At 68.4% G+C, this 25,026-nt stretch carries 21 protein-coding genes; 7 read left to right on the top strand and 14 right to left on the bottom strand.

The features are described 5' to 3' along the window. Positions 1-83 precede the first annotated feature (83 nt). Positions 84-2,546, top strand: coding sequence for a hypothetical protein (locus tag ABTV68_RS00670; RefSeq protein ID WP_433675691.1), 2,463 nt, complete (start codon positions 84-86; stop codon positions 2,544-2,546). A gap of 227 nt (positions 2,547-2,773) precedes the next feature. Here the strand turns inward: ABTV68_RS00670 and ABTV68_RS00665 are convergent, their stop codons facing one another. From ABTV68_RS00665 to ABTV68_RS00640, 6 genes are all read right to left on the bottom strand, one after another. Continuing rightward, the gene (locus ABTV68_RS00665) at positions 2,774-3,292 is read right to left on the bottom strand and encodes a HutD family protein (RefSeq protein ID WP_433675690.1); all 519 of its coding nucleotides are present in this window, start codon (positions 3,290-3,292) and stop codon (positions 2,774-2,776) included. 103 nt (positions 3,293-3,395) lie between these two features. Further along, positions 3,396-3,737: a P-II family nitrogen regulator gene (locus tag ABTV68_RS00660; protein WP_433675689.1), complete on the bottom strand. Its 342-nt coding sequence runs from the start codon at positions 3,735-3,737 to the stop codon at positions 3,396-3,398. A 28-nt stretch (positions 3,738-3,765) separates the two neighbouring features. Continuing rightward, positions 3,766-5,037, bottom strand: a complete 1,272-nt coding sequence (locus ABTV68_RS00655; RefSeq protein WP_433675688.1) for an ammonium transporter — start codon at positions 5,035-5,037, stop codon at positions 3,766-3,768. A gap of 60 nt (positions 5,038-5,097) precedes the next feature. Then, complete coding sequence (locus tag ABTV68_RS00650; protein WP_433675687.1) at positions 5,098-6,321, bottom strand: allantoate amidohydrolase; 1,224 nt, start codon at positions 6,319-6,321, stop codon at positions 5,098-5,100. After that, positions 6,321-7,514 carry an FAD-dependent oxidoreductase gene (locus ABTV68_RS00645; RefSeq protein WP_433675686.1) on the bottom strand — a complete coding sequence of 398 codons (1,194 nt, stop codon included), beginning with the start codon at positions 7,512-7,514 and terminating at the stop codon, positions 6,321-6,323. The genes ABTV68_RS00650 and ABTV68_RS00645 overlap by 1 nt, the downstream gene beginning before the upstream one ends. Positions 7,515-7,516: 2 nt before the next feature. Continuing rightward, a complete protein-coding gene (locus tag ABTV68_RS00640; protein ID WP_433675685.1) occupies positions 7,517-8,659 on the bottom strand; it encodes a tyramine oxidase subunit B in 1,143 nt (380 codons plus the stop codon). Positions 8,660-8,806: 147 nt separating this feature from the next. On the opposite strand from ABTV68_RS00640, the gene ABTV68_RS00635 reads away from it, so the two are divergent. The 5 genes from ABTV68_RS00635 to ABTV68_RS00615 all read left to right on the top strand — a co-directional run bounded on the left by ABTV68_RS00635 (position 8,807) and on the right by ABTV68_RS00615 (position 13,044). Continuing rightward, positions 8,807-9,715, top strand: a complete 909-nt coding sequence (locus ABTV68_RS00635) for a LysR substrate-binding domain-containing protein (protein ID WP_433675684.1) — start codon at positions 8,807-8,809, stop codon at positions 9,713-9,715. Between the two features lie 91 nt (positions 9,716-9,806). Further along, positions 9,807-10,682 (top strand): hypothetical protein, encoded by an 876-nt coding sequence (locus ABTV68_RS00630; protein ID WP_433675683.1) that lies wholly within the window; start codon positions 9,807-9,809, stop codon positions 10,680-10,682. Continuing rightward, a complete protein-coding gene (locus tag ABTV68_RS00625; protein WP_433675682.1) occupies positions 10,683-11,126 on the top strand; it encodes a PIN domain-containing protein in 444 nt (147 codons plus the stop codon). 96 nt (positions 11,127-11,222) lie between these two features. Further along, positions 11,223-12,107 carry a hypothetical protein gene (locus tag ABTV68_RS00620; protein WP_433675681.1) on the top strand — a complete coding sequence of 295 codons (885 nt, stop codon included), beginning with the start codon at positions 11,223-11,225 and terminating at the stop codon, positions 12,105-12,107. A 1-nt stretch (position 12,108) separates the two neighbouring features. Next, the gene (locus ABTV68_RS00615; RefSeq protein ID WP_433675680.1) at positions 12,109-13,044 is read left to right on the top strand and encodes a methyltransferase family protein; all 936 of its coding nucleotides are present in this window, start codon (positions 12,109-12,111) and stop codon (positions 13,042-13,044) included. A gap of 1 nt (position 13,045) precedes the next feature. Here ABTV68_RS00615 and ABTV68_RS00610 read toward each other — a convergent pair whose 3' ends face one another. The 7 genes from ABTV68_RS00610 to ABTV68_RS00580 all read right to left on the bottom strand — a co-directional run bounded on the left by ABTV68_RS00610 (position 13,046) and on the right by ABTV68_RS00580 (position 23,584). After that, positions 13,046-13,930, bottom strand: coding sequence for a DUF4380 domain-containing protein (locus ABTV68_RS00610; protein ID WP_433675679.1), 885 nt, complete (start codon positions 13,928-13,930; stop codon positions 13,046-13,048). Beyond that, positions 13,927-16,848: a DUF5107 domain-containing protein gene (locus ABTV68_RS00605; RefSeq protein WP_433675678.1), complete on the bottom strand. Its 2,922-nt coding sequence runs from the start codon at positions 16,846-16,848 to the stop codon at positions 13,927-13,929. The genes ABTV68_RS00610 and ABTV68_RS00605 overlap by 4 nt, the downstream gene beginning before the upstream one ends. Before the next feature lie 128 nt (positions 16,849-16,976). Continuing rightward, positions 16,977-19,103: an alpha-galactosidase gene (locus tag ABTV68_RS00600; protein WP_433675677.1), complete on the bottom strand. Its 2,127-nt coding sequence runs from the start codon at positions 19,101-19,103 to the stop codon at positions 16,977-16,979. A gap of 17 nt (positions 19,104-19,120) precedes the next feature. Next, a complete protein-coding gene (locus ABTV68_RS00595) occupies positions 19,121-19,987 on the bottom strand; it encodes a carbohydrate ABC transporter permease (protein WP_433675676.1) in 867 nt (288 codons plus the stop codon). Position 19,988: 1 nt separating this feature from the next. After that, positions 19,989-20,915, bottom strand: coding sequence for a carbohydrate ABC transporter permease (locus tag ABTV68_RS00590; protein WP_433675675.1), 927 nt, complete (start codon positions 20,913-20,915; stop codon positions 19,989-19,991). Then, the gene (locus tag ABTV68_RS00585; protein WP_433675674.1) at positions 20,912-22,204 is read right to left on the bottom strand and encodes an ABC transporter substrate-binding protein; all 1,293 of its coding nucleotides are present in this window, start codon (positions 22,202-22,204) and stop codon (positions 20,912-20,914) included. The genes ABTV68_RS00590 and ABTV68_RS00585 overlap by 4 nt, the downstream gene beginning before the upstream one ends. 39 nt (positions 22,205-22,243) lie before the next feature. Beyond that, a complete protein-coding gene (locus ABTV68_RS00580; protein ID WP_433675673.1) occupies positions 22,244-23,584 on the bottom strand; it encodes a cellulase-like family protein in 1,341 nt (446 codons plus the stop codon). 91 nt (positions 23,585-23,675) lie between these two features. Here ABTV68_RS00580 and ABTV68_RS00575 point away from each other — a divergent pair, with 91 nt between their 5' ends. Beyond that, a complete protein-coding gene (locus ABTV68_RS00575; RefSeq protein WP_433675672.1) occupies positions 23,676-24,554 on the top strand; it encodes a helix-turn-helix domain-containing protein in 879 nt (292 codons plus the stop codon). A gap of 20 nt (positions 24,555-24,574) precedes the next feature. Here ABTV68_RS00575 and ABTV68_RS00570 read toward each other — a convergent pair whose 3' ends face one another. Beyond that, on the bottom strand, positions 24,575-25,018 hold the full coding sequence (locus tag ABTV68_RS00570) for a MarR family winged helix-turn-helix transcriptional regulator (RefSeq protein WP_433675671.1): 444 nt from the start codon (positions 25,016-25,018) through the stop codon (positions 24,575-24,577). Positions 25,019-25,026: the final 8 nt, after the last annotated feature.

Raw genomic sequence — 25,026 nt, 5'->3', positions numbered from 1 at the left:
CAACGGATTCCGAAAACGATCCTTCCGTTCCTGGTGGGAGTGCGTTAGATTCGGGCCGTCAACGCTCTGGAAAGGCCTCCGTCGTGATCGCCAATCTCTTCGTCCACCCGTTGGCGACACCGTCCTGGGAGCTCGAACCCGCTTCCCCGGTGCGCCTGCATACCCGATCACTGTGGACAGCTCCCGAACCCGCGGAGGAGGGTGCGCCGGCCCGGCGCATCCTCCACAGTCGCGCCCTCTTCACCGATCGACCGGCCACCATCCACCGCGTCCGCGTGGGTGCTGCTCCGGGGTATCACAAGTGCGCCAGCGGGCAGGAGCGCGACGCCGTGCTCGACCTGCGGCTGTACGCGCCAGACGGCGAGAACTGGCGGGAAGTGGGACGCCTCACGGGCGATGCCGACACCGTCCTCGCGCAGGGCGCCACGCTCGAGCTCGACGGTCTCACCACCACCGCGCTCGTGGCGCAGGCCCGCCGGGCGGCGACCGACGAGTGGTGGCCGGGATGGAACCTCGTCACCACCGGAATCACGGTGGAGGGAACGGTCGATCCCACGTGGAAACCGTCGCCGGAGGGTCGCCTCGATGTCGCGGGCATCGACGTCAGCGAGCTGCCGGATGACGTGAGCGCCACCGTGTCGCAGACGGAGGTGCGCTTCCGCACGCCGTTCCTGTCCGTCGGCTTCCGTCTGATCTCCCCCGCCTGGTCTCACCTCGGCCTCGATGACGACGGCGAGGGTCGCACCGATCGCAACCTCCTGCAGCTGCCACGATCGATGGACATCGTGCGGAGCGGCGTGTATCCGTCGGGCGTCTATCCGGTGCTGCGCGACCAGAACGCCGAGTACTTGGGGCAGGGGCCGCGTTTCACCGCGATCGACGGCACGATGCCGCTCGGCTTCCTGCGGTCGGACTATCGCGGCAGCACCACGGTCAGCGGCAACACAGTCACGTACGACCTCGTCAGCGACACCGCCGGGCAGCAGTACACGCTGGCGTTCACGGTGGAACGCGACGGGATCCGGCTGCGGGCGACGCGGCGATCGGACCGCGAGCGCCGTGCGTGGACGAGCTCGGCCTGGCACGTGGCCACGGACAACCGCGTGACTCCGTCGGAGGCGCTCGGTGCGCCGACGTTCCAGGGCGAGACGGGGTTGATCTCCGGGCCGCTGACCTGGCATTTTCCGCGCTACGGCACGCTTCGCGTTTCGGCCACCGCGGAGGCGCTGTGGCGGAGTGATTCGGTCCGGCCCCTGGACACCAACACACTGGAGCTCAAGCTCGGCGAGACGCCGACGACCTTCGGCGACTATGTGCTGGCGGCCGGGACGCACACCGCGGAGATCGACTTCCGCATCGGCGCGCCGCGACTGTCGACGCTGTCCGATGATGCGTCGCCGGCGGTCACGCGCATGGTGCATCGTCACACCCTCACGGCGCTGTCCTTTCGCCCCGACACCACAACCTATTCCAACAACGGCGCGTCGATGCACTGCACCACGTCGTTGGCGGACGTCTCGGCCATCGCCGAGCACCTGCGCGACGCAGACGGGATCACACCGATGGTGTGGGTGGGCGATTCGCTGCAGCGCTGGCTCGACGGCGCACCGAGCTACGGCAGCGGCGCGACCTCGCACGGCCCGCATCGCCTGGAGGACGAGTACGTGCAGATGGCGGCCAACACGCTCGCGGCGGCCGCGCGCTTCGTCCGATCCTCCCCCGACGGCGACGCGTGGTTCAGCGCGAACCGGGACCCGCTCGTGCGAGAGCTGGAGGCGATGCTGGCCCGCGACGTCGACGGTGACGGGCTGGTGGAATCCATGATCCGTCTGGGGATTTCCGGACAGCATCAGTGGAGCACCGCCTGGGCGGACGTGATCTCCTTCGGCTGGAAGGACGCGTGGGCGAACGCCGTGGTGCACGAGATGTGGTTGCTCTGGGAGCCGCTTCTCGCACGCCTCGGAGAGACGGAGCTGGCCGGTCGTGTGGCGTCGTCTGCTGCGTTGCTCCGTGCGTCGTATCTGGCACAGTTCCGCAATCCGGAGACGGGGTTGATCGCCGGCTGGAGGTCGCAGGACGGTGCGCTGCACGACTACGGCTTCTCGGTGGTGAACGGCGCCGCATGTGCGGGCGAGCTGCTCGATCCCGAGGACGCTCGTGCCGTGCTCACCGCGCTCGCCGATGCGTGGACGGAGATCGGTCTCACCGACTTCCGCAACGGAATCCCGCTGAACCTCTGGCGCATCCCGGAGGAGGACATCGGCGGCGTGATCTTCGGCCTCCCGATGGGAAGCTACCAGCAGGGCGGCTACTCGCACCACGGCGCCCGGGTCCTGGTCGACGCCTTCGATCGTGTCGGGATGACCGAGCTCGCGGATCGGGTGTTGGAGGGCCTCGCCACCACCATCGCCGACGATACCGCCTTCGGTGGGCTGGGGTCGGGGGTGGACTGGCGAATGGCCGACGGCACCCCCAGCGGTTACGAGGGCCAGCTCATCGAGGGCTTCAGCGTCCTGGCCAGCGCCCTCCGCCGCTACGCCGTCTGAGATTCGCCAAACCCATCACCCGCGAGACTTCCGTCTGTGGGCGACAATCGCCGCGTTGCGCGGATTCTCGCCCACAGACGGAAGTCTCGCGGGGTATATCTGCGCCGAAGGGACCCGGCGCCGAACGATCCGACGGACGAGGGGCCGAGGAGCGCTCGGCGATCCGGCGAACGAGGGGCTCAGGAGCGTTCGGTGATCCGGCGTACGGCGAGCGCGAGGAGAGACGATCAGGCGTCGGGGGCGAGCCAGCGGAGGACGGCGACGGAGTGCGGCGACGCGATGCGCACGGGGCGACGGGCAGGAAGCACAACGGTGCCCGGCGGCTCATCGCGACCACCGATGCGGGTGCTCCTGAGGGCCACGACAGCGTCGACACCCGTGAACACCGCGTTGCGACCCAGCTCCAGCCGGAGCGCCGCGTGCGCACGATCGGTCATCACGTTGAGCACCGTCGCGCCCCCGTCCGGCGGGTGGCCCACGACGCTGTCCTCCCCGCGGAACCACACCGGCACACCCTGTCCGATCCGGTGAGCCTCCGCTCCGATCTTCAGCGTCACCCCGGCAGCGGTCAGCGGGATCTGCAGCCGATCACGGCCGGGGAGGAACGAGAACGGCGCCACCGCGTCGATCTCGGCGACGCTGATCCGCCAGTGCGGTCGCGACACCAGCACCCGGGTGATCCCGAGGCCGTTGGCCCATGGCTCGGCGGCGACATCCGTCGGCCGTACGACGTCGACCTCAGCCATCGTTGCCACCCGCTCGCGAACGCAGGAACATGCGGCGAGCCAATGACCAATCCGCCGGATTCATCATGAACTCGCCACATGCTCCTGCGTTCACGACGCCACGTCAGCGGATCGCGGTGGGCCCGGTCTCACCGGTGCGCACGCGGATGACCTGCAGCACGTCGGTGACCCAGATCTTGCCGTCGCCGATCGCCCCCGTGCGGGCCGCCTCCTGGATGGCCGTCACTGCGGCATCTACCTCCTCGTCGGCGACGACGATCTCCAGTGAGATCTTCGGGAGGAAGTCGACCCGGATACGCTGGGATCGGTAGACCTCCACCTTTCCGGCTTGCCCGCCGTGACCCTTCGCGTCGTAGATCGTCATGCCGGTGATCCCGACCTCCGCGAGCGCGGTGCGAACGGGTTCCAGCGCACTGGGCTGCAGAACTGCGGTGATGAGCTTCATGATCGTGTCCTTGTCTCGGTCGCGGCGCTCAGGAGCGCACGTCGTCCAGGTCGTAGGCGGTCTCGGCGTGCAGCGTGGTGTCCAGGCCCGTGCGCTCGGTGCGCTGGCTGACCCGCAGACCCACGGTGATCTTCAGCAGCCAGGCGATGAGGGCCGTCACGATGAAGGTGTACACGAACACCGAGACGATCGCGAGCGCCTGGGTGCCGAGCAGACTCCAGTCGCCGCCGAAGAAGATGCCCGCGGCGCCGGCGGGAGAGGACGGGTCGGCCAGGAAGCCGATGGCGAGAGTGCCGAAGATGCCGGGGAACATGTGGATCGCAACGGCGTCGAGCGCGTCGTCATAGCCCAGCTTCTCCTTGAGCCCTAGGGTCGCGAAGGCGACCACGCCGGCGAGGAGCCCGATGATCACCGCGCCGATCGGGGAGACCGAGTTGGCCGCCGGTGTGATGCCGACGAGGCCGCCGAGAACACCGGAAATGGCACCGAGCGAGGTCGCCGCCTTGCGCACGATGCGCTCGATGATGAGCCAGCCGAGCAGACCCGCGCACGCCGCGATGAGCGTGTTCGTCACGGCGACGCCGGCGCTGTCGTTGATACCGCCCGACGATCCGCCATTGAACCCGTACCAGCCGACCAGCAGCAGGCCCGCGCCCACCACGGCGATCGGCAGGTTGCCCGGACGACCGACGTGCGGGAAGTCCTGGCGCTTGCCGAGGAAGAAGGCGAGCACGAGCGCCGCGACACCCGCGTTCATGTGCACCGCGGTACCGCCGGCGAAGTCGATCGCGTGCAGTCGGTTGGCGATCCAGCCGCCGATGGTCGATCCGTCCGCCGAGTCGAACGCGAACACCCAGTGCGCCACCGGGAAGTACACCAGCGTGGCCCAGAGCCCGGAGAAGATCAGCCAGGCGGAGAACTTCATACGTCCCTCGACCGCGCCGCCGATGATGCCGACGGTGAGGCCGGCGAAGATCAGCTGGAAGACGGCGATGAGGATCGCCGGCACAGCGCCCTCCGGCGTCTCCGCGCCCAGAAGCGACTGGATTCCGAACAGGTTGGTGGGGTCGCCCAGCAGACCGGCGCCGCCGATCGAGTTGCCGAGCGTCAGGCCGTAGCCGAACAGCACCCAGAGCACCGCGGTCACGGCGAAGCCGCCGAGCACGATCATCATGGTGTTCAGGATGTTCTTGGTGCGGGAGAGTCCGCCGTAGTAGAGCGCGAGTCCGGGGAGCATGAGCGTCACGGCGACGGTTGCGGTGAGCATCCAGCCGGTGTTCACCTGTGAGGTGATGTCCATGTCATTCCTTTCGTGATGCAAGTCGGGTGGCCCGGAACCTTCGGGTGCCGGGCACGGGTGTCAGGGGGCGAGCAGGTCCTGCAGCACGGCGGTGAGCGCCGCGACGCCCGCCGTGACATCTGCCGCCTCGGCGGTCTCCGCGGGGGTGTGCGAAGACCCGGTGGGGTTGCGGACGAAGATCATCCCGGTGGGGATGGATTCCGCCAGAACACCGGCGTCGTGGCCGGCACCCGTGTCGAGTACCGGAGCGTCGGGGAGGACGCCCTGCATGCGATCACGCAGAGCGGCGTCGAAGGCGACCGTCGGGGAGAACGACTGCTCCGTCACGGTGACGATGCAGCCCTCCGCGTCCGCCGCGCGACCGGTGGCCGCGGCGACCTCGCTGACGATGCGCCGCACAGCGTCCTCGTCGCGGTGCCGCACATCCAGCCACAGATCCACCGCAGACGCGATCACATTGGTGCCGCCGGGGGTGACGGTCATGCGGCCCACCGTCCCGCGGGCGTCGTCGATGACGAGCGTGTGCACCCGCAGGGCGCGGATCGTCTCGGCTGCCACGACGACGGGATCCTGTCGATCCGCCATCCGTGTGGCGCCGGCGTGGTCGCCGCGTCCCTCGATGCGCACGTGCCACCGGCCATGGGCGATGATCGCGCCGGCGAGCGCGACCGGCTCACCGAGGTCGATGAGTCCGCGGCCCTGCTCGACATGCAGTTCGACGAACGCCGAGATCGCGGCAAGGCGAGCGGGATCCGCACCGATGGTGCGAGGGTCGAAGCCCGCCTCAGCGGACACCGTGGCGTAGTCGCGACCGGATTCATCTGTCAGTTCGCGCACCCGCTCAGGTGAGGTGACGCCGGCGAGAAGCCGAGAGCCGAGACACGCGACGCCGAATCGCGATCCCTCCTCCTCGGGAAAGACCGCGATGGCGAGCGGACGCGAGGGCTCCACGCCGCGCTCGCGCAGCAGATCCACCGCCGCGAGGGCGCTGGCGACACCGAGCGGCCCGTCGAAATTGCCGCCGCCCGGAACCGAGTCGAGGTGCGATCCGGTGACGATGACATCGGTGCGATCGCAACCCTCGACATCCCACCAGGCCCAGATGATCCCGTTTCCGTCCGTCTCCACGACGAGTCCGCGCTGCTCGGCGTGGAGCTGGAACCACGCGCGCAGCTCCAGCTCGGCGGGCGAGAACACCGGACGGGAGTATCCGCCGCGCACGGCGTCGACTCCGATCGAGGCGATCTCGGCGAGGAGGGCGTTGGCATCAGCAGCTGTCGTCATCACACCACCGCCGCGAATCGCTGACCTGTCGCACGGAAGCGCTCCGCGCCGGGAGCGGTGCCGGTGACGAGGTCGTACACGATCTCACCGAGCAGCGGTGCGAACTTCGCTCCCTGGCCCGAGCACGGCGAGACGATCGTGATGCCGGCGGCCCGGTCGATGATCATGTCGTCACGCGGGACGTTGGTGAACAGGCACGTGGTCTCCTCATACGACTCCGGGACGAGCCCCGGCGCGAAGGCCGCGACAAAGCGCGTGACCCGCGCGCGGTTCGCCGGGTCGACGACCCCGTCCTGCGCGTAGGCCGAGACGATCCGTCTGCCGCCGTTGTACTCCGCCACCTTCTGCCCGCGAAAGTGAGCGTCTCGGCCACCCGGGAGGCCATAGGTCTGGATGCCCTCCCCCTTGTAGATGAAGGTGGGCCAGGACGTCGACTCGCCCGGGGCGGGCTCCCCCTGGTCGGCGAGTGCGCGATAGGGGAAGTGGAAGGCGTTCTCCTGTCGCACCTCGAAGTCCGGGAGGGATCGGGCGAAAGTGCTGGGCAGGTCGAGATCGCGCAGGAGAGCGGGCAGCCAGCCGCCGGCGGCCACGATCACCTGCTCGACGTACAGGGTCTCGCCGGTGGCCGAGGCGAGCACGTACCCGCTGCCGCGATGGGCCACCGAAACGACTTCCCACCCGGTACGCACCTGCGCCCCGGAGGCCGTCGCGAGATCGAGCATCGCGAGCACCGATTCCTCGGCGTCGATCACACCGGCACCGGGATGCCACAGCACCTCGGTATCGAAGTCCAGGTGCGGCCAGCGCGATGCCGCCTCCGCGCGGTCAAGCAGCTCATGCTCCACCCCGACGCTCTCCAGAACGTCCGCAAGGGCACGCGGATCGCGCACCGATCCGAAGTCCAGGGCCCCGCTGGGCGTGATGAGCCGGCGACCGCTCGCGGCCTCCAGCTCATCCCAGGAACGACGAGCCGCCACGACGAGACCGGCATAGAACGGATCGAGGTAGCCGTAGCGGAAGATGCGCGCCGACCCGTGGGAGCTGCCCTGCGCGGAGGCCGGCACATCGCGCTCCAGCACGATGACGTCAGCACCCGACTGGGCCAGTCGCCACGCGACCGAGGCACCGGTGAGGCCTGCGCCGATGACCGCGTAGGTGGCGGATTCCGCGCGTGCGGAGACGGAACCGGGCATGATCAGGCCAGATCCGGCGTGTTCCAGAGGTTCAGCTTGGTGCCGATGCCGAGCTCGAGGGCGTTCTCGTAGACGGTCTTCGCCCACGCGACGTCCTCGACGCCCATCCCGCCGACGCTGAACAGCACGGGCTGTTCGGGGAACTCGCGACCCTCGGCCGTGCCCTGGAAGACGTCGCCGATGTTGACGACGCGGGACGCGTCGAGTTCGCCGGCCTCGATAAGGTCCTGCCAGTAGAGGCCGATCATGCCGAACGCGGTCTCGTGCGACGGCGCCGGATACTCCTCGGCCCAGGCCTCGTAGATCTTCTTCGCGTCGGCGATCAGTCGCGCCTTGCCGGAGAGCGTGTACTCCTTGTCCATCCGCAGGTTCGCGGGGAGGCTGAGGAAGGCGCCGGGCTTGATCCAGTCACCGTCGATGTAGGGGTAGTTCTCCGAGCCGACGAGACCCGTGACGGCCTCCGACACGATGTCGGAGTCGCGCACCGCCGCCTCCACGGTCTCGGCGATCTCGATGGTGGTGAACTGCGGGTAGTGCTCGCGCACGTAGTCGGCGAAGGCCTCCGCCGTGGAGCGACGACGACCGTTGATGCGGATGGTGTGGAGCGTCGGACGAGCGGCCGTCATGGCGTGCAGCGCGCTCTTGTTCATGGCGCCGGGGCCGATGATCCCGAGGGACGTCGCATCCACCGGAGCCAGCTTCTTGGCGGCTGCTCCCGGAACGGCGGCCGTGCGGTAGGCGCTCTCCAGGTTGCCCGACATGATGGCGAACGGCGCGCCGGTCTCCTTGTCGTTGAGCACGATGAGATGGATCGATCGCGGGAGGCCCTTCTCCCGGTTGTCGACGTTGGAGCCGTACCACTTCACGCCGGCGGCATCGAAGCGCCCGCCGAGGTACGCGGGCATCGCCATGAAGCGGCGGTCGGCGGCATCCAGCGGCATTCCGGGAAACGGCGACGACTGCGGGAAGCTGATCTGCGCGCCATGCGAGTTGGCGGAGTTCCCGGCCATCCGGTAGTCGCCGTTCGCGACGAGAACGAGCACCTCGTCCATGACCTCCATGCAGCGATCCATGTCCTTCATGCCGGCGGCGATGACGTCAGGCTCGCTCAGGTAGAGCATGTCGATCCGGGTGTCTGCAGTCATGTGTGGGGCCTTTCATCGAGTCCTTCCCCTCCAGAGAAGCGGTCGAAACAAACCCTGGTCAAATACCTTTTCCGGCTCGGATTAATAGCGTTTTGCTCGCAATGATCCGGAAACGTCGCGGTAATACGGGCGGCGTATCGTGCCCCCATGGAACTCCGTCAGCTGCGCTACTTCCTCGCGGTGGCCGACGAGCTCCACTTCGGTCGAGCCGCCCGACGACTGCACATGTCGCAGCCTCCGCTGAGCGTTCAGGTGAGCCGGCTCGAGCAGGAGGTGGGGGTGCCGCTGTTCGAGCGCAGCACCCGCCGCGTGGCCCTCACTCCGGCCGGTCGTCACCTGCAGGAGCGAGCGCGACGGATCATCGACGAGGTCGAGGGGGTCCGCGCGGAGATGCGCGACTACGTCGACGGTCTGGCCGGACAGCTGGCCGTCGGTTTCGTCAGCTCGGCGAACTACACGGTGCTGCCCGAGGTCACGCGCCGCTTCCGCGCCGAGCGCCCGCGCGTCTCCCTCTCCCTGTTCCCCCTGACGTCCGGCGAGCAGTTCGACCGACTGCGCGAGGGAACCCTCGACGTCGGCATCGTGCGCGACGACCTCCCGAACAGCGCCTTCGGTCCCACGCTCGCCACCGAGGTGGTGTTCGAGGAGCGTCTGGTCATGTGCCTGCCGAGCGACCATCCGCTCGCTTCACGCACGGAGGTCAGTGTCGCGGACATCCTCGAGGTGCCGATGATCTCCTACCCCCGCTCGCTGATGGCGGGATTCGTCACGCGCGTGGACCAGACCCTCGGGATCACCCCCGGCACTATGCACGTGGTGGAGGAGGTCGTGCACCAGGAGACGGCGCTCGCCTTCGTCGCGGCGGGCGTGGGCGCCAGCATCCTTCCCGAGTCGGTGCGCCAGCTCGCGCCGCCCTCGATCACGGTGGTCCCGATCGCCGGATCCCCCACCACGCGCCTGCTGGCGGCGTGGCGGGACAGCGAGGACGAGGACGCCACCCGTCACGCGTTCATCGACTGCCTTCGCACCGCCGTCACCCTCGTGCCCACGGGGTAGGAGCGCCGCACGTTTCCACAGCGCGCTAGTTCGGTGGTAGTCAGCGTCGGGGCCCCTCGGTAGTCTGGTCACCTGCAATCACGGGGGACAGGTGGAGGTGATCCCAATGGCAAAGCAGTTTGAGTTCCGGCTGCTCGACGGATCAGCACCATCGGGTCAGCTGGAGGCTGACGATCTCATCGCGCTCGTGCAGAGCCTGAAAGAAGTCGCCACAAAGCTGGGCAGACAGGAGACCGAGTCCGAACTGATCGGGCGTCCCAGCAAACGTGCGCACCGGCTGGCACGACTCAATATCGGGCTGGGGCCGGGCAGCACACGTGTGTTCCTGCAACGGATATCAGCCGGAACAGGCTCACTCGAGTTCGATGTGGATGAGGAGCTGTCGTTCGATGCCCGGTTCGAGGAGATCGTTTCCTCGATCGCAGCCGACAGACGTCCGCAATGGGTCTCAGCCCCCTTGGCGATCGCCGCGGGAAACCTCCGCGCAGCGCTCGCCCGTGTCGCTCCTCGCGTCGAGTTCGCCGTCGACGGCCGTGTGTCCCAGCGGTTTAGTACGGGCGAGACCCACAAGCACACGTGGTCCTCGGACGATGTCTCTCCTCATGCCATCGTGAGTTTCGTCGGGCGGTTGCGCGCCGTCAACCTCGACAGCCACCGGCTCCAGGTGACAGACGATGTCGGCAATCGGGTTGCCTTGGTCGACGTCGCCGACGATGTACAAGCAGGTCGACTCCTGGGCGAGTACGTCCATGTGGTTGGCTCGCCGGTGCGGAATGCGAAGGGACGGCTTTCACACATTCATCGCCCCACCATTGAGGCCGCGTCTGCGGCCCCGGGAGTCGCGAGCGCGCGAGCTTCTGTTCCTCTGGAAGCGATTCTGGCGCGCACCGAGGGCCCCCGCCCCGAAGGGATTGCAGACCTCAGCCACGACGAAGCCGCAGCATTCCTTGATGCGATCGGATTCTGAGTGACGGCGATACAGGTCGCTTTACTCGACACGGATGTTTACAGCGCACTGTTCATCACGCCCGCTGGGGTTGTTGCGAGGCAGGGGCACCCCGTGGCGGCCTGGCGCCTGGCTCTCGCTGGATCCCGGCCCGTGATCTCATTCCAGACGAGGGCCGAGGTCCTGGCCGGTGCCCTTCTCGCAGGGTGGGGCCAGAAGCGGCTTGACCAGACACGTGCTCAACTGGACGCGACGCCCACGGTCGATGAGGACGTTGACGTCGTCGATGCCTACAGCCGGCTTCTCGCCGATGCTCGCTCTCTCGGGCATCCGCTGGGCACTGCCAAGGACCATGTCGGTGACCGATGGATCGCGGCTTGTGCCATCGCGAAGCAGCTGCCGCTTCTCACGGGCAACACGAAACACTTCCGCGGAGCGCCAGGGCTCGAGCTGATCGCGTATTGATCGCCTCAGTCCGATCCCTCCGCACCGCCGCCACCCTCGTCCCCACTGCGTGAGGCTGTCGCGGGACGTGACCGGCGAAGCCCCTAGGGTGGGAGCGTGAGTGCTGCACCCGATCTCGGACTCCTGCTCGACGTGGACGGCCCCATCGCCTCGCCGGTGAGCCGGACCATCGCCATCCCCACGATCATCGACGACCTGATCGCGCTGACCGCGGCCGGCGTGCCCGTCGCCTTCGTCACCGGGCGCTCTGACGCGTTCATCAACGAGCAGGTGGTCGCGCCACTGATGGCGCACGGACTGGCCGATGCGTTGCGCGCGCCGGGTGCACGCATGTTCGGCGTGTTCGAGAAGGGCGCGGTGTGGGCGCCGATCGATGAGAACGGACTCGGTGAGATCACCGTCGACGAGTCGGTCGCCTTCCGCCCCGACGACATCGCCGCGATCCGCGACCTCGCCGAAGCAACCTACGGCGACACGATGTTCTTCGACGAGACCAAGCGCGCGATGATCTCCGTGGAGCAGCGCACCGACGTCGACTCCCCCACCTACTACGCCGCTCAGTCCGCGTTCCAGGACGAGGCCTACGCGCTGCTGACCGGGCGCGGGTTGGGACTCCGTTACGGCGATCGCGAGCAGCCCGACGACACCGGCGCGGTGCCGTTCCGCGTCGACCCCACCGTGATCTCCACCGACATCGAATCGGTGCTGCTCGACAAGGACCGGGGCGCCGTCCGTGCCCTCGAGCACTTCGCCGCGCGCGGACCGCTGCCGCGTACGTGGCGTTCCGTGGGCGACTCCCGCTCCGACTACAAGATGGCCGATCAGCTGCACGCCGACGGATTCGACGTGGCCCATGTCGACGTTCGTCCGTCGGACGGGGTGCTGGACAAGCCCTATCGCGTGATCATCGAGGGCGACCTCATCCATGACGAGGCGGGGGCGGCGTTCCTCCGCTACTGGCGCACGCAGTTCGGTCTCTGACGTGAGCGCCCGCCGCTTCGACGTGTCGACGATCGACGCACGATGGGCGCGCGTCTACTTCGGCATGCAGGCGCTGGCGGGCGCACTGTGGTGGACCAGCGTATTCACGATTCCGGCGATCCGCACGGCGACGCTCGGCGATCTCGATGCCGCGCTCATCGCCGTCGTGGATATCCCGCTGTTCGTCGGCGGATCGCTGCTCGCGGCGTTCGGTCCGCGCTGGAGCGCCTGGATCATCGCGCCGTGGACTGTGCTGATCACGGCCGGTATGGCGCTGTACGCCACGATCACCACGCAGGCCGGGTGGGGCGCGCTTCTCATGGTGGCCGCCAGCGTCGGATCGGTCGCGGCCGGGGTGGTCCTGCTGCTGAATCGCGTGCCGGCCGAGTGGATCTTCCACGGACCGTTCCGCATCCGACCCGCACGCGGCACGGGTGCGCGACATCACCTCCTCAACACCGCGGCGCAGATCGTCGTGTTCTGGGCCGTGCTGCTGTGGCTGGTGCCGCTGGGGATCCGATTCATCGAGGAGCGCTGGCAGCTGGCGATCCCTGTTCCCGGCTGGGTGCACGTCTTCGGTGTGGCCCTGTTCGTCGCCGCGGCTCCGATCGGGTTGTGGTCGGCCGCGGTGATGGCGTCGCTCGGCGAGGGAACGCCACTGCCGGCGGCCGCCGCCCGTGATCTGGTGATCGTCGGGCCCTACCGCGTGGTCCGCAATCCGATGGCGGTGGCGGGGATCGGTCAGGGCGTGGCGTCCGGGCTCATCCTCGGATCCTGGCTCGTGGTGCTGTATGCGCTGGCCGGCGCCCTCATCTGGAACTGGCTGGTGCGTCCCGGCGAGGAAGCCGACCTGGAGGAGCGCTTCGGCGAACCCTTCCGCCGTTACCGCGACAGCGTGAACTGCTGGTTCCCGCGGCTCCGCCTTCGGCGCGGCTGAATCAGAGCAGGGTCCAGCGCACCAGGAGGCCGACGCTCTCCCCGGGGGCGAGCGTCGCCAGGGGGCTCACCAGCTCGAGTTCCAGCAGCGCCGCGGTGGAGCGGAAGCCGTCCAGCTCGGCGATCGGCTGCGTTTGTGGCGTCTGCACCCACAGCTGGGCCGGGCTGTCGTCGGGATGCGGTCCCGAGGTGACCGCGCTCGACAGCCGCAGACCCACGCCCGAGGCACGGCGATACTCGATCCACCCGTCGTAGTTCGGGAAGCCGAGCTTGCCGACGGCGTCCGTCAGCTGCACCGCGGTGACGCCGTCCCGGGAGATGACCGGCAGATCGCCCACGAGCCGGTGCAGCACGTGGGGCGACGCCGCGCGTGACGTCCGCACACGGACCGAGCCCGAACGCAGATCTGCGGCCTCGATCGGCAACTGCACCACCTCCCACGCCGCCCAGGTGCGTGTGACCTCACTGACGTTGGTCAGCGAGGTCCGCACGGTCATCCCTCCATCGGAGAGGGCGATGTCCCGACGCATCCGCAGCCCCGTGGCGGGATCATCGGCACTCACCAGACCAACCGAATCGGGACGGAGATCGTGGACCGAGAACGCTCCGCCATCGAACGTCGGATCCGGTGGGCCCGGCCAGAGATCCGGCGAACCCCACCCCTGCGGCGCAACCCAGGACTTGTCTCCGCCCCAGTTCAGCCACTCGGCGAACCCGGTGGCTCCCCGCCGGACCGCCTCGCGGGGCTGCAGGTCGGGATCGAGAAGATCCGTGTTCTGCCACAGCACTTCGTCTCCGGACCGCGTGAAGGAGAGCACACGACCACCCAGCTCCGGGGCAACGACCGCCACGAGATCCCCGCGACGCAGGGTGAGCAGCTGCGTCACGCGGACTCCGCGCGCGGATCGTACGTGAACAGCAGCACGTCCGGAAGACTCGTGGCGAAGTAGTCGGTGCTGCCATCCTCGTGTTTGGCCACCGGTGCCGTGGCCTCCGGGCGCGCTTCACCGAGGCTCAGCGGCGGATCCGCAAGTCCCAGCCCGAGCGCCGCGCGCGCCTCATCCCAAGCCGCCAGCGTTCGTCCCTCGCCGCCCTCCCACGGCTGGAACTCGTGACCCTCCAGCAGCTCCAGCGCCTGGGCAGCCTCGCCCGCAGCCGTGAGGAGGCGAGCGTATTCGACGGTCAGGTCGTCACGCGTCTCCACCACATCGACCCTCGGCCGCAGCCGATCGAGGCGCTCTTCGACGGAGTGCCCGAGACGGGCAGCGAGCTGATCCCACTCGAACAGCAGGCGTGCGTCGCGCGGGTCGGCCTCCACCGCACGAACGTAGTGCCCCCACGCCCCGGCGGTGTCGTGATCGACCTCGAACAGTGCGAGAGCGAGGTTGCGGTGCAGACGCGGATCGCCGCTCCGATCTGCCGCCTCCCGCCACAGCACCACCGCCTCGCCCCGGCGATGGGCGTCATAGAGCAGCATTCCGAGGAGGTCCGCTGCGACTGCGTCGAACGGATCGGCCGCGAGCGCACGCGTCAGCGCGTCATGAGCATCGAGACCCGCGGGGAAGCACCAGCGCGAATCGGTGTCGCGAGCCAGCTGGCGAGCCGCGGCGGCACCGGCGACATCACCGAGATCGTCGAGCAGCGCGGCGAGGACATAGCGGGCGATCGGCGCCGGGTTTCCGGCACTCGTGGGGGCGACCAGCGCCGCCGCTTCGAACAGGCGAACCGCGTCCTCGGTGAGTCCCAGATCGCGAAGGTCCAGCCCGAGATCCAGCCGGAGGCCGGCGTCATCCGGCACGGCTCCCTCGGCCAGGAAGGTCAGCAGCACATTGCCCCGCTCCGCCCGCACGGCGTTCGCGAGGACGGCATCGGCCTGCTCCGCGTCGCCGAGCCCGCGCAGGGCGACCACGCGGATCGCGGTCAGCGCCACGTCTTCCGGCCGCGATGCGGCAAGCGCGTCCGCATCGGCCAGTGCAGCGCGGAAATCCCCGCGTCGCAGAGCGATCCGCGCAGCACGCACCCCGGCAGCGGCGACCCAGGAGCCATCCCAGCCGGCACGAGCGAACCAGTCCAGCGCGGCGTCGTCGTCGCGAAGCCGTTCGCAGATCAGTCCCATCAAGTAGTAGGGCTCGGTGTCGCGCAGGCGCTCATTGCGCGCGGTGAGACGTGCGATGGCCCGCGCGGCGTGATCACGTGCTTCGGCATACGACCCGCGACGCAGCAGGGTCTCCGCGAGCGCAAGATTGGTGCGGGCATCCCCCGGATCCCGGCGCAGCGCCTCGTCCCAGTACGTCTCGGGACGACGCGTGGGGTGGCGATACTGCTGCAGGTGCAACCCCGTGAGGTACAGCTCGTCGACGCTGGCGATGTCCTCCGCTGATGCCGGCGCGGTGGCGACCCACGGTTCGACCGGAGGATCCGTTGCGGGGCGCCACTCGGCGATGATCTCGCCCGCAGCGTCCTGCGCGAGAACCCGCACATCCGATCCCGACGCCGCGACGCGCAGCACCTCACCGGGCACGAGGTCGCGGTGCTCCTCGGCGACGATCGCACCGGCAGCGAACACCCGCAGCACGACGGCCGTCGGCGCCGTCACCGCGCACGCGACGGCCACACCGTTGTCCGACGCCTCCACGTGCAGCGCGCCCCGCGGCGTCGCCGCATGCGCGGGACCCAGGGCGGGAATCGGGTACCAGAACTGCGAGAAGCGCTTGGTCTCCCCCGGCATGAGCCAGGCGAAGTCCGGCTGGTTGTCGGTGAACACCCCGGCCATCAGCTCCACGTAGGGACCGCCGTCGTCGCTGAGGTGCCGGTCCCACGCGTGCCCGAACGGCGAGTTCCCCCACGTCCACTGCTTCTTACCCGGGGAGATCCGCCGATCCGCCCAGTGCACGATGCCCGCACCGGCAGCGTGGTCGTAGCCACCGAAGAACGACTCGGCCGTGTCGACGACCATGTAGGACGTGGGTGCCGGGATGTTGCGGTACCAGTCGATGCGGTCGGCACCCGCGCACTCGCGACCCCGCGCCGGGTAGTCGACGCCGTAGTACGGCCGGTCCGCGGCGGGGAAGGCGGTGATCGCGCGCCGCGCATGGTCGGCCACGTAGTGCACGTCCTGCGGGAAGAAGGACTGGTAGTCGTCGTGCACGCGGACCGCGGCGTTCGCCCACCACAGGAAGGTCTGCTTCAGCGGTGTGCGGTTGTGCAGGTTCACGGCGATCTCGATGGCCGTGCTGTCGCGGTGCAGCCGGATACCGTGCGCCTCGGCCATCCGCGTGAACGGATCGTGATCGGAACACCACACCGTGCGCGATCCGTCGTCGCCCTCCTCAATGGACCACTGCACGGGCAGGAAGGTGGCGGGGCGGTGGTGCTGCGGCCAGTTGAACTCGATGCCGCCGCTGATCCAGGGGCCGGTGAGGCCCACGAGCGCCGGCTTGATGACGTCGTTGCGGTAGAGGAAGTCGTAGCCGGTGGTCTTGTCGAATCCGGTGGCGATGCGTCCGCCCAGTTCCGGCAGCACCGTGACGTGCAGGTAGGCGTTCTCCAGGTGAACGACCCGCCACGCTCGATCGACGCTGTCCCGGGCGACTCCTTCGATGAACGGCAGCGGATACACGCGTCCGGAGGAGCCCTGATAGACCCGCTGATCGAGGAACATCGGCAGCTGCGAGGGGGTGTCCGGCAGGTAGGTGGGAAGCACCACCTCGTCTTCCCAGGCGATCACCTCACCGCGCTCGAGCAACGCGCGCAGGTGCGTGGGAGGCTCGGTGCGGTAGGGGTCGATGCGGATCTCAGGTTGCATGCTCATACGCTAGGAGCGCTGCCCCGCCGGACTGAATGGCCGAACCGCTGATCCACCTGGATGTTTCGCCGAACTGAAGGAGCACATCCTCCCGAATTTCCGGTCCTGATCGATGAATGCCTGGACGATCATGCCTCGACCGCATCCAGAATCAGCACATCGGCATCGGGAGCCCACGAGAAGGTCACGGGGACCCCGCGCACACCGGCCTCCTCGGCCGAGATCTGCCGACCCATCGTGCGCCCGTAGCCGTCACGCACGTCGTAGCGGGTGTGGGGACGTAGCCCCGCCGGATACACGCGGGCCGCATCGCGGTCGCGGGCTCGATCACGATCCCGGTCGAAGACGAACAGCACCGTCCGCGACTCGGCCGTGTACTCCACGGTGTAGAGCCCCCGATGCGGGTCACCGTGCGTGCGCACGTCACCCGCGAGAATCACGTCGCGGATCCCGCGATAGGCCTCGATCCGGCGTCCGCACTCCTCCAGGTCCGCGTCCGACGTGCGCGAGAGGTCCAGTCCGATGCCCAGGACGCCGCACATCGCCACCGCGAAGCGATAGCCGAGAGACGCCGCCTCGCGGTCCCGGTGACCGTCGTCCTCCGCCACCCAGGAGCTCATCGTCCACGAGGGATACGCGCTGAGGAAGCCGTGCTGGATCACGAGCCGGTCGCGCGGGCCCACCTGATCACTGGTCCACACCACGTCGGAGCGCTGCAGCACCGCATTGTCGATCCGCGCGCCACCCGACGCACATGCCTCGACGACGACATCGGGGAACTCCGCGCGCAACATGTCCATCACGCGGTAGTAGTTGCGCGTGTGCTGCACGCTCCACTGTCGTCCGTGCGGATCACCGGCGCGCCCGCCGTCCGTGACGGGCCGGTTCATGTCCCACTTGAGATACCCGATCGGCGCCGATGACAGCAGGTCACGCAGCGTCGCCATCACCCACAGCGCGACCTCCTCGCGGCCGAGATCGAGAACGTACTGATTGCGAATCGTCAGCAGTGGACGCCCCTCGGCGCGATAGACCCAGTCGGGATGGGCGCGGAAGAGATCGGAGTCGGGATTCACACACTCGGGTTCGACCCACAGCCCGAACCGCATGCCGAGCGCCTCGACGCCATCGGCCAGCTCGCTCAGCCCCTTCGGGAACTTCGCCGGATCCGGCTGCCAGTCCCCGAGTCCCGCACGATCGGACATGCGCCCGCGGAACCAGCCATCGTCCAGCACGAACGTCTCCACCCCGATCGCTGCGGCACGCCGAGCCAGCTCCAGCTGCTGCGCGATGTCGACGTCGAACGTGGTGGCCATCCAGGAGTTGTAGACGATCGGCTGGGTCTGCGAACCGCGCTCCCGCGCCAGCCCGCGCTGGAACTCATGCCACCGCGAGGACAGCTCGATCGCGGAGGCGGCATACGCTCCCAGGCTGTCCGGAGTGCGGAACTCCTCGCCCGGCAGCAGCGTGACCGTGGTGACATCGTCGTCCACGCCCGCCGACACCCGAGCGTGTGAGCCCACGGCGGCTGTCTCCACCTGCAGCCGCCACGAGCCGCTCCAGTCCAGGGCCACCCCGTACGCATCGGCACCCGATCGCGTCGCGACATCGTCGTCATCGTCCGGCAGCGCGCTCACGCGCACCACCGGGCTGAAGCTCATCCCCGTGACGCCCTGCCGGCTGCCGATGCTGAACGTGCCCCAGTGCACCTGCGCGCTGCGTGCCTGGAACTCCCGCCCCCAGGATCCGGCGAGGTAGTCCACGCGCACACGCTGACCCACGGGCGCATTCCACGCCGCGGAGAACGCGCGAGGCAGCGTCACAGTGTCGGACCCGTGGTTCGCGATGCGGGTCCAGCGACGGATCACGTCGTGGTCGCGGGAGCTCCGGTATCCCAAGACCAGGTGCAGCGTTTCGGTCTCGTCGTGAAACACCAGTTCAAGCTCGTCACCGCTCGCATCCGAACGCCACTGCGGCTCACCGTGCAGCGTCCACCGCGCGCCGGTACGGGAGTCGCCGCGGTCGATGAGGAGCTCGCTGAAGGCGGTGTGCCGCTGGCCGTCGCTGGCGTATTCGAGGGGCTGGGCGTCGGCCTCGGAGGCATAGCCGACGAACCGGTCCGGCTCCGACCACGGCGTCGGATCCTCGCCCGCCGCGAGCGCGGGTCCCCAGTAATCGGACACCGCACCCGAGGCGTCGGGCGTGAGGCTCACGGCATAGGACGTACGGCGAGTGCGCAGATGCCACTGCGACATGGTGCTCCTTGGAGGGGTCACTTGCCCGTGCCGAGCGTGAGGCCCGACACGAACTGCTTCTGGAAGATGAAGAAGACGATCGCCGTGGGAAGCGCGGCGATCATCGCGCCGGCCGCCACCACGTTCCACTGACTGACGAAGCCGCCCTGGATGTTCAGCAGCTCCGCCGTGATCGGGAACTTGGATTCGGTCCGCAGCACGGTGAGCGCCCAGATCAGGTCGTTCCACACCCACGTGGTGGCCAGCGCTCCGAGCGCCGCCAGCGACGGGCGCGTGAGCGGGAGGACGAGCTGGAGGTACACCCGCAGCTCCCCCGCGCCGTCGACGCGTGCCGCCTCGAAGATCTCCGTGGGGATCGAGCGCATGAAGCCGTAGAGCACGAACGTGTAGAACCCGATGCCGAACGCCACCTGCACCACGATGAGGGCGAACAGGGTGTCGGCGATGCCGAGCGTCTCGGTGATGCGGGCGACCGGGATCAGCAGGATCTGGGCGGGCAGCAGGTTACCAGCGAGCATGATCAGCAGAATCGTCCGCCGCAGCGGAATCTCATAGCGACTCAGCGCGAACGCGGCCCAGGAGGAGAGCAGCAGCGAGAGCAGCACGGTGAACACCGTGACGATCACGCTGTTCCACAGCGCGTTGCCGGCGAGTCCCTGCGTGAACACGGTGACGAACCCGTCCAGCGAGAAGGACTGCGGCAGGCCTCCGAGACCGTTCGAAGTGATGTCGGAGAAGGAGCGGAAGGCGACGAAGACCACGAAGATCAGCGGCGCGACCCACAGCAGCGAGACCGGGGCCATCACCGCGTGAAACACCCACGAGTGGCGGCGGCGCGGGCGAGTGTCCCCGACCTGATGCAGCGTGGCGGTATGCGTGCTCATCTCAGTCCTCCGATCGTGCGGCGCTGGCCAGGTAGCCGATGATGAAGACGATCGCCAGCAGGAAGATGATCACGGCGATCGCCGACCCGTACCCGAGATCAACCGTCGAGAAGGCGGTCTGGTACATGTACGTCGACAGCAGCTGCGTGGAGTTGTAGGGGCCACCGCGCGTCATGGTCCAGACGATGTCGAACGTGCGCAGCGAGTCGATGACCGTCACGGCGAACACCACGGAGTTGACGCCCTTCATCTGCGGCATCACGATGCGCCAGAACCGCTGCCAGCGATTCGCGCCGTCCACCTGCGCCGCCTCTTCGAGCGTGGGATCCACGCCCTTGAGGCCGGCGAGGTACAGCACCATGATGTAGCCGCACTGCCGCCAGACCGCGGCGATCAGCACGGCGGTGAGAGCGGTGTTCGGATCGGCCAGCCACTGCCGGGCGATCGCACCCAGCCCGATCGCATCGAGCGCCGTGTTCACCGCGCCGTCGGGCTGATACAGCAGTCGCCAGAACAGACCGGTGACGGCGAGGGAGAACACCATCGGCAGGTAGATCGCGCTGCGGTAGAAGCCCACACCGCGCCGCGGCCGGTTCAGGGCGAGAGCGAGAAGCAACCCGATCACCACCGAGGCGCCACCGAATCCGACCACCCAGTAGACGTTGTTCAGCAGCGCCTGGATGAAGACCGGGTCGGTGGTGAGGTTCTCGAAGTTGCGGAACCCCACCCACTCGGGTGCACCCGCCCCATTCCACTTCGTGAGGGAGATGTAGAAGCTGTTGATCGCCGGCCAGAACACCAGGGCCAGCTCCACCAGGAGCGGGATGAGGAGGAAGGCCCAGATGATCGGTGGGACACGGCGGACCGCGCTTCGCCGCCGGCGTCCGGCCACGATCGTCGCGGTCGCCGTGCCCACCGGGCGGCTCACGAGTTCCACACCTTCTCTGCGGCCGTCTGCCACTCCTTGAGGATGCTGTCCACGTCGTCCGGCTTGGCGAGGAACTTCGTCAGCGCGGTGTCGGCGGTGGTCTGCAGCGCGTCGGAGGAGTCGCGGTTGAAGAACTGCGTGATCTCCTCGGTCTCGTTCAGCATCTTCAGACCCTTCTGCACCAGCGGGCTGAACTGCGAGGCGTCCACGTCGGGCGAGGTGGGCAGATTGGACGATCCGGCCTTCTCGATGAACTCCTGCTGCGCCTTCGGGCTCGCGAGGTACGACAGCATCGCGATGGTCCCCTTCGGATCCTTCGTCTTGGCGCTGGCGAAGTAGCCGTCCGTCGGGGCTTCCTCCGCGGTCGGGACCGACGGGTCGATCACCGGCACGCTGAAGAAGTCGAGGTTGTCGGGGTTATCGGTGATGTTCTGGCTGATGAACGCGCCGGTGAGGTACATCGCATCCTTGCCCTGCACCAGCGGCGTGACGGCGTCCTGCCAGGCGTAGGAGGTCATATTGGGGTCGAAATACGGCACCAGCTGCGCGTAGTACGACATCACCTTGCGCACCTCGGCGCTGTCGAACGAGTGCTTCCCGGCCAGCAGCTCGCGGTGGAAGGTGGCACCGTTCACGCGCAGGTTGAGGATGTCGAACCATCCCGACGCCATCCACGGCGTGGTGCCGATGCCGTTGGCGAGGGGGTTGATGCCCATCCCCTTGAGCTTGTCGCACATCGCGATGAACTCGTCCCAGGTCTTCGGCTCCGTGACGCCCCACTTCGCGAAGTTGTCCTTGAGGTAGAAGACGCCCCACCAGTAGTAGGAGGTGGGAAGGAAGATCTGCTTGCCGCTGTCGTCGGTGGACAGCGCCTTCAGGGCGGGCGAGAAGTTCGCGGCGGCACCGCTCCCGGTCCACATCTCCGACAGGTCCAGCAGGTATCCCTTGCTGGCGTAGTCACGCGCCACCGAACCCGCGTACCAGGTCAGCACGTCCGGCGGATTGTTGGAGGAGAGGTAGGTGGACAGCTGAGCGCGGAACTGCTCGATCGCCACCGTGTTCAGCGTGACCTTGCCGCCCGTGTAGGCGTCCATGACCGCGGTGAGAGCCGCCTTGGGGGCCGGATCCGACAGTGATGACTGGAGGGTGAGGGTGCCGCTCGCGGCGCCGCCGCTCCCACTCGCGCCCGGGGAACCTCCCGTGACGCATCCCGAAAGGGCGAATGCTCCTCCCAGCGCGAGCGCACCCGCGAGGAAGGTTCGACGTGTGACCTGCAGTTCTGGTGCCATGGTGTCCTCCTCGACGACCGATGGATGGGGCGCGTGCGCCTAGTGAGTGAGATGTTCGGTGAACATCCGGTTGCATTCGATCTGGAGCGCGACATCGGCCCACATCGGATGATGCGGAGCCGCGTTGGAGCACACGATGGTGCCCCAGGCTCCGACGCGAGCGGACTCCCGCACCGCTCGTCGGCAGAACTCGCTGCCCACCGGCCCCTCCTCGAAGGTGCCGTGCAGCGGGGTGTAGCCGATCCACCCCTCCCCGAACGCCAGCGGAATCCCGCGGGAGCGCGACGCATCCGCCGCCACATCCAGCCAGATCCGCAGCACCCGGTCCATCTCCACTCGATGCGCCTGGTAGCGCTCGTAGAGGAAGCGGTCGAACGCGTCGGCATCCACCCAGTCGTGCAGGAAGATCTCAGGCTTGCCGACGATGGTCGCCTCCGACTTCCACGCGCGATCCGCCGGGAGCACCCAGCTCTCGGCATCGGGGGCGTCCGCGCGGAGGATGCCCGCTGCTTCCACCGCTGCTCGGGGGAAGTCGGCGAGCGATCCACGCAGGTCGAACGCCTGCGTCACCTCGTCGAGCACGCCGTAGATGTACGGGTGCACGACGAGCACGTCGATGTTGTGCGGAATCGCACGCATCGACGCCACGGGCACATGCGCGTAGTTGACCGTCACGGGCTGATCCGGCTGCAGCTCGTGGAATCGCGTCAGTCCCCGGGTGAGCCGTGGCTCCAGTTCGACGACCGTGCGAGCGTCATCCACCAGCCAGCTGGTGAGTCCGTCGCTGAGGTGGCCGATCTGGACCTCGTTGTGCAACTCGGTGAAGGCGATTCGGTCGTCCAGCCCGTGCTCGGCGAGGAAGTCGATGAGCCCGGCGAAGGACTCCGCCAGGCGCTCGGCACGATCCTCCGGATCCACGGCGCGCAGCGCCTCCCACCAGTCCGAGCTCGTGGCGAAGGAGGACGACTGCTGATACTCCCACGACGACAGGATTACGAAGAGGCCGTGCCGCCGGCACACCTCGAACAGCTCCCGCAGGTGCGCACGGCCGTCGATCACGGTGGGCGAGCCGACGTCGTACCAGCGCACGTTCTGCGCGTAGTCGCCGCCCAGCCGGTCCAGCTCCACGGCGCTGGTGTCCAGCCCCGAACCGAACAGGAGGAACGGCATCGCGCAGATGCGGATGGTGTTGTAGCCGCGCTCGACTGCCTCGGCCGCGGCCTGATCCAGGCTCTCGAACGGCTCGCCCTGGCCCGTGCGGACGTACCAGGAGAAGTCCCAGAGCGTGATGGTGAGGCGCTCCGGAAGCCCCTCACGCGGCGGAACGGGAACGTAGCGACCTGTCCGATCGGCTGATGCCGTCATCTCTCCTGTGAGCATGTCGCCACGATATCCACGGTCACCACGGGGACGGAATGCTGGTTTCTCCGGCATACCTGGATGATTCTCCGATGAGTGCTATCGTCGGCGCATGCTCCGCCGCGATGGATTCCCCGGACAGCGCCTGCGCGTACTTCCCGTCCCGCTCGCCGCCGAGGCCCGTGCGCGGCCGGTGACCCAGCGGCTGCTCGTCACCGATGCCGGGTACTTCCCGCGCGCCGCCGCGCACGGACGGATTCGCGCGGCGGGCGCCGCCGAGGCGATCGTCATCGTGTGCACGCACGGTGGCGGCTGGGTGATGCAGGACGGTCAGCGCCTCCCCGTCGGCCCCGGCGACGCCGTGGTCCTCCCGCCCGACCGAGCCCACTCGTACCTCGCCGACGAGGAAGACCCCTGGACCATCTGGTGGCTGCACGCGACCGGGTCGGATGTCGCCGAACTCGTCGCGCAGATCCGCGGACCGGAGGACGATCCCGTCGTGCACCTGCATGACGTGTTCACCGCCGTCGCCCTCATCGAGCAGGTTGTCACCCTCCTGGAGGCGGATGAGACAACAGGCACGCTGCTGCGTGCCGCCGGAGCGGGCTGGCATCTGCTGGCCGTCCTCGCCGCGGATCGCCTGCGTCGGGAGCGCCACACGGCGGATCGCATCCACGTGGTCCAGGAGTATCTGCGCGACAACCTCGCCTCGGCCGTGCCGGTCTCGGAGTTGGCGCGACTGGCGGAGCTGAGCACGTCGCACTTCTCCGCGCTGTTCAAAGCATCGACCGGCTACAGCGTCGTCGACTACCTCAAGCGGCTGCGCAGCGCGCGGGCGCGCGAGCTGTTGGTGACGACGGATCTTCCCGTCGCGGAGATCGCGGCGCAGGTGGGATACCCGGACGCGTTCTATTTCTCGCGGCAGTTCCGTGCGATCAACGGCTCCTCACCGACGCAGTTCCGGGCGGCGTCGCGGCAGCATGCGCCGTGATGTCGGGCCGTGCGCGGTGATCAGACCCGCTCGCCGGCGAGGAGCGCAGCCAAGGGCGCGAGTTCCGGCTCCTCGCTGACGGCGCGCAGGACGCTCTCCAGCGTCTCGTCGTGAATCGGCTTCGCGCGCTCGTAGAGCTTCCATCCCTCGGCGGTGAGCTCGGTGTAGATGCCGCGCCGGTCGTCCACGCAGAGGATGCGGGTGAGCAGGTCGCGGTCCTCCAGCCGGGTGACCAGGCGCGTGGTGGCGCTCGGGCTCAGCGCCGTGGCGTGCGCGAGCTGCTGCATCCGCATGTGCCAGCCGTCCTGGCGGCTGAGGGCGTCCAGCACGGTGTACTCCACGACCGACAGCTCGACGTGGGCACCGAGCGCGCGCTCCAGCTCGGACTCGATGCGACCGTGGAGCGCGGCGAGCGTGCGCCACCCCTGGGCGCGGACTTCGACGGCGTCGTCGGAGATCCCCATGACACTCC

It is taken from the genome of Microbacterium gorillae, assembly GCF_050990725.1.
GTDB lineage: Bacteria > Actinomycetota > Actinomycetes > Actinomycetales > Microbacteriaceae > Microbacterium > Microbacterium gorillae_A.
This window is presented reverse-complemented; position numbering and strand designations above follow the sequence as displayed.

Excerpts from the sequence above, each read along its gene's own strand:
- ABTV68_RS00575 (WP_433675672.1), top strand. The coding sequence starts at position 23,676 with ATGCTCCGCCGCGATGGATTCCCCGGACAGCGCCTGCGCGTACTTCCC.
- ABTV68_RS00595 (WP_433675676.1), bottom strand. The coding sequence starts at position 19,987 with ATGAGCACGCATACCGCCACGCTGCATCAGGTCGGGGACACTCGCCCG.
- ABTV68_RS00580 (WP_433675673.1), bottom strand. The coding sequence starts at position 23,584 with ATGCTCACAGGAGAGATGACGGCATCAGCCGATCGGACAGGTCGCTAC.
- ABTV68_RS00640 (WP_433675685.1), bottom strand. The coding sequence starts at position 8,659 with ATGACTGCAGACACCCGGATCGACATGCTCTACCTGAGCGAGCCTGAC.
- ABTV68_RS00605 (WP_433675678.1), bottom strand. The coding sequence starts at position 16,848 with ATGCAACCTGAGATCCGCATCGACCCCTACCGCACCGAGCCTCCCACG.
- ABTV68_RS00655 (WP_433675688.1), bottom strand. The coding sequence starts at position 5,037 with ATGGACATCACCTCACAGGTGAACACCGGCTGGATGCTCACCGCAACC.
- ABTV68_RS00650 (WP_433675687.1), bottom strand. The coding sequence starts at position 6,321 with ATGACGACAGCTGCTGATGCCAACGCCCTCCTCGCCGAGATCGCCTCG.
- ABTV68_RS00635 (WP_433675684.1), top strand. The coding sequence starts at position 8,807 with ATGGAACTCCGTCAGCTGCGCTACTTCCTCGCGGTGGCCGACGAGCTC.
- ABTV68_RS00600 (WP_433675677.1), bottom strand. The coding sequence starts at position 19,103 with ATGTCGCAGTGGCATCTGCGCACTCGCCGTACGTCCTATGCCGTGAGC.
- ABTV68_RS00660 (WP_433675689.1), bottom strand. The coding sequence starts at position 3,737 with ATGAAGCTCATCACCGCAGTTCTGCAGCCCAGTGCGCTGGAACCCGTT.
- ABTV68_RS00570 (WP_433675671.1), bottom strand. The coding sequence starts at position 25,018 with ATGGGGATCTCCGACGACGCCGTCGAAGTCCGCGCCCAGGGGTGGCGC.
- ABTV68_RS00585 (WP_433675674.1), bottom strand. The coding sequence starts at position 22,204 with ATGGCACCAGAACTGCAGGTCACACGTCGAACCTTCCTCGCGGGTGCG.
- ABTV68_RS00665 (WP_433675690.1), bottom strand. The coding sequence starts at position 3,292 with ATGGCTGAGGTCGACGTCGTACGGCCGACGGATGTCGCCGCCGAGCCA.
- ABTV68_RS00645 (WP_433675686.1), bottom strand. The coding sequence starts at position 7,514 with ATGCCCGGTTCCGTCTCCGCACGCGCGGAATCCGCCACCTACGCGGTC.